This window comes from Paraburkholderia phenoliruptrix (genome assembly GCF_047325075.1).
Classification (GTDB): domain Bacteria; phylum Pseudomonadota; class Gammaproteobacteria; order Burkholderiales; family Burkholderiaceae; genus Paraburkholderia; species Paraburkholderia phenoliruptrix.
In genome coordinates, this window is sequence record NZ_CP168531.1 from 2,486,188 (window position 1) to 2,501,880 (window position 15,693).

Annotated in this window: 16 protein-coding genes; 4 read left to right on the plus strand and 12 right to left on the minus strand. The window is 65.2% G+C overall.

Going from position 1 to position 15,693, the window contains the following annotated elements:
• Nucleotides 1-47: 47 nt before the first annotated feature.
• Nucleotides 48-344 (minus strand): YciI-like protein, encoded by a 297-nt coding sequence (locus ACEN8U_RS23150; RefSeq protein ID WP_015002595.1) that lies wholly within the window; start codon nucleotides 342-344, stop codon nucleotides 48-50.
• Between the two features lie 465 nt (nucleotides 345-809).
• Between ACEN8U_RS23150 and ACEN8U_RS23155 the strand changes: the two genes are divergently transcribed.
• From ACEN8U_RS23155 to ACEN8U_RS23165, 3 genes are all read left to right on the plus strand, one after another.
• Nucleotides 810-1,103, plus strand: a complete 294-nt coding sequence (locus tag ACEN8U_RS23155; protein WP_013588328.1) for a PsiF family protein — start codon at nucleotides 810-812, stop codon at nucleotides 1,101-1,103.
• Between the two features lie 266 nt (nucleotides 1,104-1,369).
• A complete protein-coding gene (locus ACEN8U_RS23160; protein WP_015002596.1) occupies nucleotides 1,370-1,822 on the plus strand; it encodes a membrane protein in 453 nt (150 codons plus the stop codon).
• 366 nt (nucleotides 1,823-2,188) lie between these two features.
• Nucleotides 2,189-2,776 (plus strand): YSC84-related protein, encoded by a 588-nt coding sequence (locus tag ACEN8U_RS23165; protein WP_013588330.1) that lies wholly within the window; start codon nucleotides 2,189-2,191, stop codon nucleotides 2,774-2,776.
• A gap of 181 nt (nucleotides 2,777-2,957) precedes the next feature.
• On the opposite strand, the gene ACEN8U_RS23170 is transcribed toward ACEN8U_RS23165, so the two are convergent.
• The 11 genes from ACEN8U_RS23170 to mltG all read right to left on the minus strand — a co-directional run bounded on the left by ACEN8U_RS23170 (nucleotide 2,958) and on the right by mltG (nucleotide 14,490).
• Nucleotides 2,958-4,025 carry a glycosyltransferase family 4 protein gene (locus ACEN8U_RS23170; RefSeq protein WP_015002598.1) on the minus strand — a complete coding sequence of 356 codons (1,068 nt, stop codon included), beginning with the start codon at nucleotides 4,023-4,025 and terminating at the stop codon, nucleotides 2,958-2,960.
• Between the two features lie 278 nt (nucleotides 4,026-4,303).
• Nucleotides 4,304-5,467: an AAA family ATPase gene (locus ACEN8U_RS23175; protein WP_015002599.1), complete on the minus strand. Its 1,164-nt coding sequence runs from the start codon at nucleotides 5,465-5,467 to the stop codon at nucleotides 4,304-4,306.
• Between the two features lie 85 nt (nucleotides 5,468-5,552).
• Entirely contained in the window at nucleotides 5,553-6,962 is a 1,410-nt protein-coding gene (otsA, locus tag ACEN8U_RS23180; protein ID WP_015002600.1) for an alpha,alpha-trehalose-phosphate synthase (UDP-forming), read from the minus strand.
• Nucleotides 6,963-7,266: 304 nt separating this feature from the next.
• A complete protein-coding gene (locus ACEN8U_RS23185; RefSeq protein WP_015002601.1) occupies nucleotides 7,267-8,505 on the minus strand; it encodes a mechanosensitive ion channel family protein in 1,239 nt (412 codons plus the stop codon).
• A gap of 389 nt (nucleotides 8,506-8,894) precedes the next feature.
• Entirely contained in the window at nucleotides 8,895-9,251 is a 357-nt protein-coding gene (locus tag ACEN8U_RS23190) for a Rap1a/Tai family immunity protein (RefSeq protein ID WP_013588335.1), read from the minus strand.
• Between the two features lie 268 nt (nucleotides 9,252-9,519).
• Nucleotides 9,520-10,260 carry an ankyrin repeat domain-containing protein gene (locus ACEN8U_RS23195; RefSeq protein WP_015002602.1) on the minus strand — a complete coding sequence of 247 codons (741 nt, stop codon included), beginning with the start codon at nucleotides 10,258-10,260 and terminating at the stop codon, nucleotides 9,520-9,522.
• 47 nt (nucleotides 10,261-10,307) lie between these two features.
• Nucleotides 10,308-11,099: a TatD family hydrolase gene (locus ACEN8U_RS23200; protein WP_015002603.1), complete on the minus strand. Its 792-nt coding sequence runs from the start codon at nucleotides 11,097-11,099 to the stop codon at nucleotides 10,308-10,310.
• A gap of 33 nt (nucleotides 11,100-11,132) precedes the next feature.
• On the minus strand, nucleotides 11,133-11,657 hold the full coding sequence (locus ACEN8U_RS23205) for a GNAT family N-acetyltransferase (protein WP_015002604.1): 525 nt from the start codon (nucleotides 11,655-11,657) through the stop codon (nucleotides 11,133-11,135).
• 73 nt (nucleotides 11,658-11,730) lie between these two features.
• Nucleotides 11,731-12,765 (minus strand): DNA polymerase III subunit delta', encoded by a 1,035-nt coding sequence (locus tag ACEN8U_RS23210; protein WP_015002605.1) that lies wholly within the window; start codon nucleotides 12,763-12,765, stop codon nucleotides 11,731-11,733.
• 93 nt (nucleotides 12,766-12,858) lie between these two features.
• Entirely contained in the window at nucleotides 12,859-13,479 is a 621-nt protein-coding gene (gene tmk, locus ACEN8U_RS23215; protein ID WP_015002606.1) for a dTMP kinase, read from the minus strand.
• The gene (mltG, locus tag ACEN8U_RS23220) at nucleotides 13,480-14,490 is read right to left on the minus strand and encodes an endolytic transglycosylase MltG (RefSeq protein ID WP_015002607.1); all 1,011 of its coding nucleotides are present in this window, start codon (nucleotides 14,488-14,490) and stop codon (nucleotides 13,480-13,482) included.
• Between the two features lie 77 nt (nucleotides 14,491-14,567).
• Between mltG and ACEN8U_RS23225 the strand changes: the two genes are divergently transcribed.
• On the plus strand, nucleotides 14,568-15,683 hold the full coding sequence (locus ACEN8U_RS23225; RefSeq protein ID WP_015002608.1) for a YgfZ/GcvT domain-containing protein: 1,116 nt from the start codon (nucleotides 14,568-14,570) through the stop codon (nucleotides 15,681-15,683).
• Nucleotides 15,684-15,693 lie beyond the last annotated feature (10 nt).

The following is a 15,693-nucleotide window of genomic DNA, read 5'->3' on the forward strand; positions in this document are numbered from 1 at the left end:
GGCATGCGCTCGTTCGTTGGCCCGGCTGGCGGGCTTGGGCAAGCCTTCTAACGGACGGGCGTCGCCGCGCCCTCGCCCACCACTGTGGTCCATTCGCGCACGCGCCAGCGCGTGACGAGGCCCGCGTGCACGTAGGGGTCTGCCTCGGCAAAGGCCTCGGCGGCGCGAGGCGTGTCGCCGGTGAAAAGCAGCACCGCTGTATCCACCGGTTCGGTCAGTGCACCGGCAAGCACGAGTTCGCCGCGCTCCGCCGCCGCCCACGCGAGTTTCAGATGCGAGTCGCGGTACTCGCCGCGCCGTTCCAGGTAGTCCGGCACGAGGTCATAGGTCAACAAAAAGTGCATGGCAAGGTCCTCCGGGTTAATACAGCTTAATCACACCGCGCAGCGCTAGACCGCAAAAAGACGCGACGGGAGAGCGACTCTCGTTAAGGATTTCCCTCAGGATTTCCTTACCAATTCCCATTCATGTGCACTCGCAGCAAATGTTCGCTCGTACGGAACAATGCAGGGCGAATTTCCACACCCTTGCTGACGGCCGGCGCAGGCAGTGAATTACAGTCGAATTGCATCGTCATTTAATCTGCAATGCATAACATTATTGCCTGTCCTCATTCGGCGATTTCATCCATCCGATTTCGGCGCACGCTGCATCATCAGGGAAAACGAGCGGGCGCCGTTGTCAACGGGAACGCAGTTTTGACCGTTGATGCAGACAGCATTTGCCATAATGGACTTGCCGAGGGCCGGATGCCGTCGACGCCCACGTGCATGACGACCCAAAACGTTTCCACACCGATGGAGTGTCACATGAAAATCCAATCCGCAATCGCTGCCATGGTACTCGGCGCCGTCCTCGTTTCGCCCGCGTTCGCGCAGAACAGCCAGCAGACGAAAATGGCCGACTGTAACAAGCAGGCCGGCGACAAGAAAGGCGACGAGCGCAAGGCGTTCATGAAGAGCTGCCTGTCGGCGAAACCGGCTGCCGCGCCCATGAGCCAGCAGGACAAGATGAAGGCCTGCAACACGCAAGCCGCCGGCAAGAAAGGCGACGAGCGCAAGGCGTTCATGAAGAGCTGCCTCTCGTCGGCTCCGGCCAACTGATCCGCGGCATCGCCCACGCGCCGCGCGACTTGCGCGGCGCTGCACACCGACGTCGCTCCGCTCGCGTCGTTTCGTTTTACGTCGCCTCGTCTTACGTCGCCCCCTTTGCGCTTTTCCGTTGAGCGCTTCGCCCGCCCTTCGCCGTGCTCCCGCCCGAACGCGCCGTTTTTCTTCTATGATGGCTGCGGAGACGGCCCACCCCACACAACATTCATACGGGCCGCCATCTTGTCGTTGATGCCGCAAAGCATCGATCGGAGGCAAGGATGGTATCGAAGCATAAAAACCGCTGGTTGAGGCGGTGGCTGGTCGTCATCGTGTTCTGGGCGGTGCCCGTGGCGATCGTTGCGGTCAGCGAAATCCGCGAGGAGATGGCCTACAACACCGTCGACCTGGACCGCGCGCTGACCACCTGGAATTTCACCGACGCGCAACGTGCGGCCGGCGCCCCTACGCGCTGCCATGGCAAGCCGGACGAGGCGCAGGCCGCCGGTTGTCCCGCCGACGTACTCGCGGCTAACGCGCCGCGCCAGCAGGACGCGCGCAACGAATACAGCGTGCGCCGCTCTACCCTGATGGTTTATCTGTGGCACGCGTTCGTCGGTTATTGGGTCGTGCCGGCGCTCACGCTGCTCGTCATCGGCGTATTGATCGGCGGAGTGCGCCGCGCGCTGAGACGCCCGCCCGCGGTCAAGAGCCCGGCCAACCACGGCGGATAGTCCGCGCGAGTCGCTCCTTGTGCGGCATGCAGGCAACACTTTTGAGCCGATGCGAAGCCGAAACGCCGCACGCCCGAGTCGGTAAAAATGGGCGAGGACGCGTGCCGCGGCTCACCTGTCCGGCGACTCGCGCGCTGAAAATTCACTGCACAAAACCGCGCTCGACCATGGTCGCACGCCGCCCGCAAGGGTCGCCGCGCGGCCGGTCAAATTTACTGGGTGCTTTTTTCGATGTGCCGCAAAGCCCCGCCCCGTAAGGCTTTCGCCCTCCGAGCGAGGGCGCCTTTTGACCTCCCGTGTGATATAACTCAAAGGCAACCACGCGCTTTCTCGCGGTTGCGACCCGGAACCATACGGAGAAAAACGATGCAAAGACGACACTTCATGTTGAAGACAACCGCTGCGCTCGCTTTCGGAGGCCTTGCTCTCGCCGGATGTACCACCAACACCGGCGGCCACGACACCGCCGCCACCGATTCCTCCAAACGCCGCTCGATCGACGCAGACGTCGACGGCACCCTGTCGCGGCTGTACACGACCGTGAAGGGTTCGCGCGAACTCGTCTCCAAGGCGCGCGGCGTGCTCGTGTTCCCGTCGGTGCTGCAGGCGGGCTTCATCGTCGGCGGTCAGTACGGCGAAGGCGCGCTGCGCGTGGGCGGCAGCACGGTCGGCTACTACAGCACGATTTCCGGCTCGTTCGGACTGCAGGCAGGCGCGCAGTCGAAGGCGATCATCTTCCTGTTCATGACGCAGGACGCGCTCGACAAATTCCGCAACGCAGACGGATGGTCGGTGGGCGGCGACGCGTCCGTCGCACTCGTGAAAATGGGTGCCAACGGCGCGATCGATTCGAACACGGCCACGGCCCCGGTCGAGGTATTCGTGTTGACCAACGCCGGGCTGATGGGCGATCTGTCGTTGCAAGGCACGAAGGTTTCGCGCCTGAAGATCTGAGAGGTGCGTGAAAAACGCGACCTCCGCGTAACCGTCGCGACGACGCCATTCAGGCGGCTCGCGACTTGACCTCTTGCAGCAAGGCCGGCGCTGGTCACGGGCGCCGGTCAGGCTAGCGGATTTGTCCTACCCGCTACACGGGCCGACTCCGTTGAAGCCGGCTCGCCTGCGCTCGCGGGCGTCAACGCCCCGAGCTATCCACGACCTTGAAGCGCGAGCGTTTCTGCGCGCGAATCACCGACTGATACGCATCGACATACTGTTGCGCCATGCGGTGTGACGTGAAGCGCTCTTCGAAGCGCCGCCGCACGCCCGCGCGCGGCATCTTGTGCAGACGGTTGATAGCCGCCACCGCGCCGATCTCGTCTTCGACGATAAAGCCCGTCAGCCCGTCTTCCAGCACCTCCGGCACCGAGCCGCGGTTGAACGCCACGACCGGCGTGCCGCACGCCATCGCCTCGATCATCACGAGGCCGAACGGCTCGGGCCAGTCGATCGGAAACAGCAGCGCGTGCGCGCCCGAGAGAAACTCCGCTTTCTGGTGATCCGCGATCTCGCCGATGAACTCGACATGCGGCAAGTCGAGCAGCGGCCGGATATCGCGTTCGAAATATTCGCGGTCCGCGGCGTCCACCTTCGCGGCGATCCGAATCGGCATGCCGCAGCGGCCGGCGATCCGGATCGCGGTGTCGACCCGTTTTTCCGGCGATATGCGCCCGAGAAACGCCAGATATTTCTGCTCGACCGGCTGCGGCGTATAGAGCTGCTCCGGCAGGCCGTGATAGACCGTGGTGAGCCAGCGCGCCTGCGGCAGCGGATGGCGCTGCGCATTCGAAATGGAAATCACCGGTGCGGTGCTGAACGTGTCGAACACGGGCTGCTGCTCGGGTAGGTCGAGGCGACCGTGCATTGTCGTGACGAACGGCGTCTCCTGCCGCTGGAACACCGAGAACGAGTAATAGTCGAGGTGGAAATGCAGGACATCGAACTGCTCAGCCTGGCGGCGCACCAGTTCCATCAGCAGCATGTGCGGCGCGACGCGATCGCGAATGCCCGGGTCGAGGCGCAGCGCGCGCGGCCATACGGCCTCGAGCTTCGCGCTGGTTTCGGAATCGCCGCTTGCGAACAGCGTCACGTCGTGGCCGAGCTCGACAAGCGCCTCGGTGATGTACGACACGACGCGCTCGGTGCCGCCATAGAGCTTCGGCGGCACGGATTCGGTCAGCGGGGCGATCTGCGCAATCTTCATAGTTGTCTCCATGAACTGACGGCCCGCGGCCCGGCTTGTTCCGGGGTCGCGCTTCGAGGCGCCGTCAGTGGCGCCCTGTAGGCGCCGGTCTACGATCCAATGCACGGTGGCCGCACGCGTGCGCGGCCGGCATCGAGGCATTATTCCCTGGCGAGGGCTAAAAAGCGCCCGTTATTGCATTTCCTGGGCGCTGTTACAGTCAGCTTACAAGCTGCGGGGCAACGAAATAAAGGACGCATCGCGCACCGCGTAGTTCAGCGCGCAGTTCAGTGCGTAGTTCAGCGCGACGGCCACTTCCACGCCGGCATGTCGCGCTCGTCGGCATCCACAAGACGCGTGGCGCCGAAATGCTTCTCCAGCACGAGCGACTCGCTCGCCTCCTCGCGCTCCAGCGCGGAGATCAGGCGCGCGGCATGCGAGACGACGAGTATCTGCGAGTGCCCCGCGGCTCGCGCGATCAACCGCGCGAGCGCCGGCAACAGGTCCGGGTGCAGGCTCGTTTCCGGTTCGTTCAGCACCAGCAGCGCCGGCGGCCGCGGCGTTAGCAGCGCGGCCACGAGCAGCAGATAGCGCAATGTGCCGTCGGACAGCTCCGCACCCTTGAGCGGACGCAGCAGGCCATGTTGATGCATCAGCACTTCAAAGCGGCCGTCCTGCGCGGCAATCTCGAGCCGGGACCCTGGAAACGCGTCGTCGATAGCGGCGTCGAGCGCGGCCGGATCGCCGATCTCGCGGATGGTTTGCAGCGCGGCGGCAAGGTCCGCGCCGTCGTCCGCCAGCACCGGCGTATGCGTTCCCACTTGCGGCATGCGCGCGGGCGCGTCGACGTCCGTCCGGAAGTGATCGTAAAAACGCCATGAGCGGATCTGTTCGCGCACCGCGATCATCTCAGGCGCCGTGCGCGGGTCGGCAAACTCCGTCATCATGCTGTCGAAACTCGCGACCGGCTGAGGGACCGTTTGCCACTCGCCGCTTTCATCGCGCGTACGCAGCGCCGCGCCCTGCCTGTCGACGAGCAGCGCCGAGGGCCGCAGCAACGGGCCGCTCCAGATGCACTCGCGCTTGATCACCGGGTCGAGTGTGAAGCGGCTCGCCCCCGGAACCGGCAACCCTAGATCGATCGCATAGCTGAACGGTTCGCCCGCGAAGCCGAGCCGCAGGCTGACGGGCGCGTTGCGCCTCGTGCCCTGAACCTCGGCTGCCCCGCTCAGCATGTCGCGCGAAAAGCGTTCGGGACCGGCCCATAAGGTGGAAGGCAAGCCGCCTTCGCGCGCGAGCGACGGGATCACGCCGCCGCGCGCCGTTTCGGCCACGAGACGCAGCGAACGATAGACGCTCGACTTGCCGCTGCCGTTGGCGCCGGTGATGACGTTCAGCCGCCCGAGCGGCACGATCAACTCGCGCAAGGACCGGTAACCGGCGATGGCGAGTGCGCTCAGCACGCGACCATCCGCGGGTGGTTCGCATGCCGGGGCGCGCAGGGACCATCGCCGGCTGCGCGCCTGATTTCCCCTTTCGGCGCCCTCATCATGCGTGGCCGCCGCCCGCGGCCGGCCTCTGCATCGGCATGCTGCGCAGGTCGCGCAAAAAACTGTCGCGCCATACGCCCAGGTCGTTCTTGCGCAACGCCGCCATGTTGATCTCGTGACGCCGCTGGCGCGCGTCGAGCGGCATTTGCAGCGCACGCTGCAAGGCTTCGCACATGCCGATCGCATCATGCGGATTGACGAGCAGCGCGCCCGTGAGCTCGGCTGCGGCGCCCGCGAAAATGGACAGCACCAGCACGCCCGGATCGTCCGGATTCTGTGCGGCGACATATTCCTTCGCGACCAGGTTCATGCCGTCATGCAAGGGCGTGACAAAGCCGATCTGCGACTCGCGAAACAGCGACATGAGTTTCCAGCGGTCGTATTGCTGGTTCAGATAGCGGATCGGCGTGTAGTCGAGGCCCGAATAGCGCCCGTTGATGCGCCCTGCTTCGTACTCCAGATCCTGACGGATCTTCTGATAGGTGGCGACGTCCGAGCGCGTGGGCGGCGCGATCTGCACCAGCGTGACGTTGCCGCGCCATTCGGGCGAGCGCTCCAGCAGATGCTCGAACGCGCGAAACCGCTCGACGAGCCCTTTCGAATAGTCGAGCCGGTCCACGCTCATGATCAGCTTGCGGCCTTCCAGGCTCTGCTTCAGATCGAGCACGTGCTGACGGCTTTCGTAGCGCTTGGCCTGCTCGGCAATTTCGTCGGGAAACACGCCGATGCGATAGACGCCCGTGCGCAGCTTGCGACCGAACGCTTCCACCACGCCTTTCGACACGGTGCCGCGCGCGTGGCGGGTCACGTAGTCGTGAAAGGCCTGTTCGTCCGTCGCGGTCTGGAAGCCCAGCAGGTCGTAGCAGGACAGCGACTTCACCAGCTCTTCATGCGGCGGAATGTTGAGCAGGATTTGCGGCGACGGAAACGGAATGTGCAGGAAAAAGCCGATGCGATTCGTGATGCCTTCGCTGCGCAACGCCTCGGCAAACGGGATCAGGTGATAGTCGTGAATCCAGATCACGTCGTCGGGCTCGAGCAGCTTGATGAGCTTGTGCGCGAGCCACGCGTTGACGCGCCGGTAACCGGCATACTCCTCGCGCTCATAGCGCGCGAGGTCGTTGCGGTAGTGGAACACCGGCCATAGCGTCGCGTTCGAAAAGCCGCGGTAATACTGGTCGTAGTCCTTACGCGTGAGACCCACGGTCGCAAAGGTGACGGCGCCGTCCTGCTCGAGCGTCGGCCCCGCGTTGGCGACAGTCTCGCTCACCACGTCGCCGCTCCAGCCGAACCACACGCCTCCCGCATCCTTCAGTGCGCCGAACACGCCGACAGCGAGGCCGCCCGCCGACCCTTTGGTTTCCGTCGGCGTTGCGACGCGATTCGACACGACGATCAGTCGGCCCATGTTGCAAGTCCTCCTTGTTTCGCGCGGCATCTGCCATGCATGCAGCCAACGCCCGCCACGCAACGGGCGCCTCGACAACGTCGCGCGGGCTGCACGCCATGCCGCGCCGGATTGATTCAGTGAGTGGACGGTTCGACCCTTTGACGGGCGATCGGTTGCATCGATCGGTTGCGTCGATTGGCCAATCGGCCAGGTCTCGAAGGGCGGCGGCGGTCACTGTCAGCCTGTTCCGACCGCCCGCTCCACCCGTTCGTGGCCGGGCTTCGCCCTTCAGCAGCAAGGTCGCGCGAACCCCTACGGCGTACTAAGCCGTTTCCTTCGCCTCATCGCGCAACGGCACCGCGGGCGCTGCGCCGGGGCCCGGACGGCTCGCCACCGGGTCCGCCTCGGTATGCGCCGCCGTGCTGCCGGCCGGCGCGCGCGCGCCGCGCGGCACCCAGTCGAGCGGCTCGCCCTTGCCGTTCTCCAGTTCCGCCGACACTTCGGCGCGCGTGCGCGGCAGATACTGCGGATAGTGCTTCTGGATGAAGTCGATCAGCCCCTCGCGCACACGGCAGCGCAAGTCCCAGTTCAGGCCCGAATCGAGCGAACTGACGAGCGCGCGCAACTGCATGGAGCGCTCGGTGCCTTCTGTCACCTGCAGCACCTGCACGCGCCGGTCCCACTCGGGCGCCGCCTCGACAATGCGCGCGAGCTCCTCGCGCAGCGGGGCGAGCGGCATCCGGTAATCGACATAAAGAAACACCGTGCCGATGATCTGCGAGCTGCTGCGCGTCCAGTTCGAAAAGGGATTTTCGATAAACCATTGCAGCGGCACGATCAGGCGCCGCTGATCCCACAGGCGCACCGACACATAGGTCCCGGTGATTTCCTCGATGCGCCCCCACTCGCCCTGAATGACGACGACGTCGTCGAGCCGGATGGGCTGCGACAGCGCGATCTGCAAACCCGCGATCAGGTTGCCGAGCACCGGGCGCGCGGCAATACCGGCGACCAGCCCGGCCACGCCGGCGGAGGCGAGCAGGCTCGCGCCGATCTGCCGGACATTCGGAAACGTCATCAAGGCGCCGCCGACGCCGACAATCACGATCACGAACATGACCGAGCGCGCCAGCACCCTCGCCTGCGTGTGGATGCGGCGCGCGTGCAGATTGTCGGCGGTATCGAGCGGATGGGCCTGAATGATCGCCTCGCCGATGGCGGCCGCCGAACGCACGGAAAGCCACGTCAGCGCGCCGATCAGCGCAATGGCCGCGGCGTCGCGCAACGGCGCGATGAAGGTGAGCGCGTCGGGCGCCTCCCACCATACGGCTTCCAGCGCCAGAATCAGAAGGACAAACAGCGACGGCTTGTCGATATAGCGCAGCACGACGCTCGTGAGCGGATAAGGCCGCGCGAGCCGGGTGACGATGCGCGCGCCCACGCGGTGCACGCCGATGCCGATCAGCACGGCGAGGACGGTGACCAGCAACGCGCCGGGCCAGCTGTGCAGCGGCGCTTCAGCGATGTGGTCCAGCTGGTCGAGTCGATCGAGAAAAGCCATATAGGACAGTTTCCTCCTCGCTTGAATAGGGACAAGCCGGCAGCGCGTGGCGCCGACACAGAAGTGATGTGCGCCGCGAGATCAAACCGGGCGGCGCCTCTCGCGAGCGCGGCGAAGCGCGCTCGACGCGCTCGCCAGTCAAATCATGCGCCCCGCTTTTGAGCCGGCCGCGACCGCGAACAGCGGTGCGCCGGCTGCTGCTGAATGTGTGCACGACATGCGGCAGATACGGCACATACAGCGCACGGGTCAGACTAATCGGCACACATGTGTTGAAGAACACGCTGAACGGTTGCCGGCCGCGCGCGGAACCGGCAGCAAGTGCCAGCAAGTACCAGCAAGTACCGCCAATTGTCAGGTACCCGGCTGCCGGCGCGCCTTAACTCACATCAATTGCCGCTTTTGCAGGGAAACGCCTTGCCGAGCCCGAGCGAGATCGCCGTGCTCGCGTTGTAGCCCGCCACGATCGGATTTTCGGCGATGTACTTGCGCACCGCATCCGTCAGTTGCGCCGAACGTGCATCTTGCGGCAAGCAGAAGTACTGGCCGACGCGCGGCCCGGTGGTGCCGCCGATCGCGTCGATCGTATTGAAGATGCCGTCGGCGGCGCCTTCAATATAGGCGGCGCACGCACTGCGCGACGCCACGTCGGTCTTCGTGCACAGCTTGTTGAGGTCACCTCCCGTAAACGCGGCCGCCGACAACGGTACGGCAAACGCGCTGGCGAAAATCAAGGCCCGCAGCATGGTGTTCCTTTCCAGGGTCGTTTATCAGGCGGTCTGTTGCCGCATCGGACGGCGCGCGCAAGGCGCGCCAAAGTCGTCATTCTGCACTGTTTTAGCCTGCGGCAGCAGGCGGCAGCCGCTATCTTCAGCCAATAAGTGCAGGCGATGACTTCGGACAACTTCGGGCAGTGCATTCGGGAATGCACTCAGGAATGCATTGACGCAGTGCATTCAGGCAGTGCATTGAGGCAGGAAGAGGCGCGAACGGCGCAGAGCCTCTGCGCCCGCGTCACTTCTGCTGCATCTGCTGCAGCCGGGCGCTCAGGCCCTCGACCACGTCCGGCTCCTTGTAGGTCTTCGCGAAATCCAGCGCCGTCATGCCGATCTGATTCTTCACGGTCAGATCCGCGCCGTTGTCGAGCAGCAGCTTCACCGTCGACACATGGCCGCCGCGCGCGGCCATCATCAACGGCGTGGTGCCGTTCGGCGAGCCGGCGTCCACGTAGGCGGAATGGTCGAGCAGGAGTTTCACGACGTCGTCGTGGCCGTTCGCGGCAGCGTAGTGCAGCGGCGCCCAGCCCTTCTTGTTGACCTCGGCGTCTTTGGCGATCAACTGCTTGACGAAGTCGAGGTCGCCGTTCAGCGCGGCCATCATCATCGCGTTTTCGCCGGCTTTGTCCTCGATCTCGATGTTCGTCTTCGGATTCGCAAGCAGCACGGCGCCGACCTTGTCGGACTTCTCGCGCGCGGCGAGCACGAGGAGCGGCATGCCCTGATTGTCGACGCTGTTCGGGTCCATGCCCTTGGCGAGGAGCTTTTTGACGCCGTCGACATCGTCGAATTTGACCGACTTGATCAGCGAGTCGATCGGCGCGGCCACAGCCGGCGCGGCGATCAGCGAGCTCAGCGCGGCGCACGCGAGGGTCGCGGCCAGCGCCGCGCGCGAGACGCCGCGGCGGATCGAGGAGCCCACGGAGGCTTGGGTGCTTGCGGTGTGCGGTGCGTGAGTCAACGTCGAATCATTCATCATGTTTTACTTTAGAGCTCGGCCCTATCCGATTGATTTTAGTACCTTCTTCAGGCCCCAACAGGCGCGGGAAGCTTGAAAAGGCGAAAGAAGTTTTGCGTCGTCGCGGCGGCGAGCGCCGCGTCCGTCATCTCGCGTTGCTGCGCGATGAAACGTCCGACATAACTCACGTACGCAGGTTCATTGGGTTTGCCGCGATACGGCACCGGCGCGAGGTACGGCGAATCGGTCTCGATCAGCAGCCGTTCCAGCGGCACGCGGCGCGCCACGTCCTGCACGTCGGTCGCACTTTTGAACGTGACGATGCCCGACAGCGAGATGTAAAAGTTCTGTGCAAGCGCCTGCTCGGCCACCGTCCACGGCTCGGTGAAGCAATGCATGACGCCGCCCGGCTCGCTCGCGCGCTCCTCGGCCATGATGCGCAGCGTATCTTCCGACGACGCGCGCGTATGGACGATGAGCGGCTTGCCGGTCACGTGGGCCGCGCGGATATGCGTGCGAAAGCGCTCGCGCTGCCATTCCATATCGGCGATCGAGCGGCCTTCCAGACGGTAATAGTCAAGGCCGGTCTCGCCGATCGCCACCACTTTGGGATGTTGGGCGAGCTCGACCAGTTCGGCGACGCTCGGCTCGCGCATGTGCTCGTGGTCCGGATGCACGCCCACGGACGCGTACACGTTCTCGTGCCGGCTCGCGATATCGAGCACGGACGGCAGCGTCTCCAGGTCGACGGACACGCACAGCGCGTGCGTGACCGAGTGGCTGCGCATGTTCTCGAGCACCTGCGGCAGGCGGTCGGCGAGTCCTTCGAAATTGATGTGACAGTGCGAATCGACAAACATAGTGATGTCCTGCAAAGGGATGCGTGAGGCGGGTCAGCCGGCTGCGCGCGGCGTGTCGAGCCGCTTGCCGAGAATGACCAGATCGCGCTCCACGCCGTCCAGCACGGCGACGCGCGGCAGCGACCCCCACGTGTCGAAGTCGAACCCGCGGAAGAGCCGCAGGCTCGCCTCATTGTGGCCGAAGATAAAGCCGAGCACCGTGTCGATGCCGAGCGCCGGCGCCGCCGCGAGCGAGGCCGCCAGCATCTGCTTGCCGAGGCCCTTGCCGCGCGCGCGTTCGTCCAGATAGATGCTGACTTCGGCGGTGCGCTGATAGGCCGGGCGGCCATAAAAGTCCGAAAAGCTGAGCCATGCGATCACGCGGCCGCGCTCCTCGGCGTCTTCCACGACCCACAGCGGGCGTTTCTGCGGCCCGTGCGCATGAAACCACGCCACCCGGCTTTCGACGCTGACCGGTTCGAGGTCGGCGGTCACCTGGCGCGAGGCGATCGTCGAGTTGTAAATGGCGACGATGGCGGGCAGATCGTCGAGCGTGGCATCGCGGTAAGAAAGACTCATGGTGCTGTCGGCGTTTGAATGATGGACGGCTGGCGGGGAAAAATGAAAGCGACGCGGGCCGGGCTGCGCCGCATCATGCAAACAACTCGCGGTAGCCGAGAAACAGTTCCTCGAACACGAGCCGCGCGTTCAGCGGATGATTCTCGACCGCACGCTGCCGCGTGACGGTCCGCATGAAGCGCGCGAACGCGCTGGCGTCGGCCTGCGCCGCGCAACGCGTCAATGCCGCCGACGCCTGCGGAAAATAGCGCGGCGCACCGGCGGTGCGCTGAGCCAGCAGATCGTACATCCAGCGCTGCAGCCAGCCGAGCACGAGCGGGACCGGCAGCTTCTGCAGCGCCTCGCCGCAGGCGAAGGCGTCGCACTGCGGGCCCGCGGCCAGTTGCTTGAGCGTCCAGTCGCGCAACGCGCGGTTTTCGTCACTGGCAAGCGCGAGCGCCGTGAGCGGCGCACCGCCCGCCTCGGCGAGCAGCGCCGGTGCTTCTTCCACGCCTTGCGCGGCAAGCCATCCGGTGGCGGCTTGCGGCGCCGGCAGGCTCATCGGCCATTGGCGGCAACGGCTGATGATGGTGGGCAAGAGCCGGTCGATCCGTGCCGACACCATCAGGAACACGACGCCCGCGGGCGGCTCCTCCAGCGTCTTCAGCAGCGCGTTGGCCGCCGCGACGTTCAGCGCTTCGGCCGGGTACAGCACGACCACCCGTGCGCCGCCGCGGTGCGAGCCTACGCCGACGAAGTCCAGCAAGCCGCGAATCTGCTCGATCCTGATTTCCTTGCTGGGCGCGCGCGTTTTCTTGCCCTCGTCACCGTCGGCTTTTTCGGCTTTGTCCTCGGCGCCGTTGCCGAGGCCGGCCTCGGCGGCTAGCGCCTCGGGCACGACGATACGGTAGTCGGGATGATTGCCCTGCGCGAACCAGTTACACGCGACGCACGCGCCGCAGGGCTCGCCGTTCTCCTGCCGGTCCTCGCACAGGAGGCCTTGGGCGAGGTGCTGCGCGAAGCGCAGCTTGCCGATGCCCGCCTGGCCGTGCAGCAGCAGCGCGTGCGGCCAGTGGCCGCGCAATTGCTGCAGGCGGTTCCAATCATCGGCTTGCCACGGATAAATCATTATTCGTCTTTAAAATCAAACTGTTGAGCGCGTTGCCTCGTGCGTTACGCGAGCTTTTCGTGGATCATGAATCGCTGTTATATCAACGCATAATCAAAGGCTTAGGATCAGTTCTTCAAGCTGCTTCTGAATGCGCACAATGCTCTGCGAAGAGTCAATGATAGCGAAACGGTAAGGCGCTTCTTCCGCGCGGCGCAGATATTCGGCGCGCGTGCGCTCGAAAAATGCCGCCGATTCGCTCTCGAAGCGATCGGGGTCGCGCGCCGCGCTGCGCCGTTCGTTGGCGATTTCCGGCGCGAGATCGAACAGCACGGTCAGATCCGGCTGGAAGCCGCCCTGCACCCAGCGCTCGAGCGTTTCCAGCTTGTCGCGCGGCAGCCCGCGCCCGCCGCCCTGGTAGGCAAACGTGGCGTCGGTGAAACGGTCCGACAGCACCCAGTCGCCGCGCGCGAGCGCCGGCTCGATCACTTCCGCGAGATGCTGACGGCGCAGCGCGAACATCAGCAGCGCCTCGGTTTCCAGATCCATTTTCTGATGCAGCACGATTTCGCGAATCTGCTCGCCGAGCGGCGTGCCGCCCGGCTCGCGCGTCATGACGACGGAGCGGCCGGTGGCCGCCACTTTCTGCTCGAGCCGCTCGCGGAACCAGGCCAGATGCGTCGTCTTGCCGGCGCCGTCGATGCCTTCGAACGTGACGAATTTGCCGCGCGCCATTTATTGCCCTCGAATGTATTTGTCCACGGCCTTGTTGTGATCGCCGAGGGTGTCGGAAAAGATGCTGCTGCCGTCGCCGCGCGAGACGAAGTACAACGCGCTCGTCTGCGCCGGGTTCATCGCCGCCTGCAGCGAGGCGACGCCGGGCAGCGAAATCGGCGTGGGCGGGAGGCCCATGCGGGTGTAGGTATTGTAAGGAGTGTCCGTCTGCAGGTCCTTCTTGCGGATGTGGCCGGTGTAGCCCTCGCCCATGCCGTAGATCACGGTGGGGTCCGTCTGCAGCGGCATGCCCACGCGCAGGCGGTTCGCGAACACGGCGGCCACCATGGCGCGGTCGGATTTCTTGCCGGTTTCCTTTTCGATGATCGACGCCATGATGAGCGCCTCATACGGCGTTCGGTACGGCAGGTTCGGCGCGCGCGCGAGCCATGCCTCGTCGAGCCGCGCGTGCATCAGACGATAAGCGCGGCGGTAGACGTCGAGGTCGCTCGTGTTCTTGTCGAACAGATAGGTGTCCGGGAAAAACAGCCCCTCGCCGTTGCCGATCGACGCCTCGGGCGCGCCGATCGCGCTCATTAGCTGCGCGTCGCTCATGGCGACGCTGTCGTGCCTGAGCGCCGGGTTCGCATCGAGCTCGGCGCGCATGCGCTTGAACGTCCACCCTTCGATAATGGTCGCCACGTATTCGTTGACGTCGCCGCGAGCGATTTTCTGCAACACTTCGTACGGCGTCACACCGGTTTTGAACTCGTAATTGCCCGACTTCAGTTCGCTTTGCAGGCCGAGGAGCCGCGTCATGATGACGAAGAGCTCCGGCTCGACCGGCACACCGCCGCGATTGAGCTGCAGCGTGACGCTGCGCAGGCTGCTGTGCGGCTTGACGGTGACGTCGAGTTGCGCGGGATTCAGCTCGAGCGGGCTCGTGGCCCAGTGGTATCCGCCAGCAATCGCGGCTGCGGCCAGCACGACGACAGTCGAACCGGCGATCAAACATTTCTTGAAGAAGGACATGAAAACGTGGCTGGGTTGGACTGCATATAATACTTGTTTGCCTTAGCCAAAGTCAGAATTGACTGTTCCCGGAATCCATGAACACACCGCTCGCTACTGAATCAGGCAACCCCGCAGGCAACCTCGCAGGCAACCCCGCAGGTGCACCTTCAGGCAACCCCTCGGCCGGCACCCCGTCGAGCCCGGCCGCGGCGGCGCTGCCGATCCTGCCGCGCCCCTTACCCGATGAGTTCGACGCCGTCCTCCAGCACGGCGCCTACGCGGTGCTCACGCAGTTCGGCGTGATCGACGCCACGGGCGACGACGCGGCGAGCTTCCTGCACGGTCAGTTGACGAACGACACGCAGCACCTCGACGCCGCCAACGCGCGCCTCGCGGGCTACTGTTCGGCAAAGGGCCGCCTGCTGGCCTCGTTCCTGACCTGGCGCAGCGGCGACACGATTCGCCTGCTGGTCTCCAAAGACGTGCAGGCGGCGGTGCAGAAGCGGCTCTCCATGTTCATCCTGCGCGCCAAGGCGAAACTCGCGGATGCAAGCGGCGAGCTGGCGGTGATCGGTCTCGCGGGCGACGTGCGCAAGGCGCTCTCCGGCGTGTTCGACGCGCTGCCGGACGGCGTCCACGTGAAGGTGGACGGCGCGGCGGGCTCGCTGATTCGCGTGCCGGACGCCTGCGAGCGCCTGCGCTATCTGTGGATCGGGCCGAAGGCGCAGATGGAAGCGCAGTTGCCCGCGCTCGGCGAAAAGCTCAAACAGGTGTCGCCGGCGGTGTGGGACTGGCTCGACATTCGTGCGGGCGAGCCGCGCATCACGCAGCCGGTGGTCGAGCAGTTCGTGCCGCAAATGGTCAATTTCGACGTGCTCGGCGCGGTCAACTTCAAGAAGGGCTGCTACCCGGGCCAGGAAGTGGTGGCGCGCAGCCAGTACCGCGGCACGATCAAGCGGCGCACCTCGCTCGCCAACGTGGCGGGCGAGCTGGATAGCGTGAAAGCGGGCGCGGAACTCTTTCACTCCGACGACCCGGGCCAGCCCTGCGGCATGGTGGTGAACGCCGCGTCGGCGCGGGACGGCGGCGTCGATGTGCTCGTGGAGATCAAGCTCGCGGCGCTGGAAGGCGGCTCCGTGCATCTGGGCGCCGCGGACGGCCCGGCGCTGCGCTTTCTCGCGCTGCCCTACGGCCTGCCGACCGAGGTTTGAGCGACGCCTC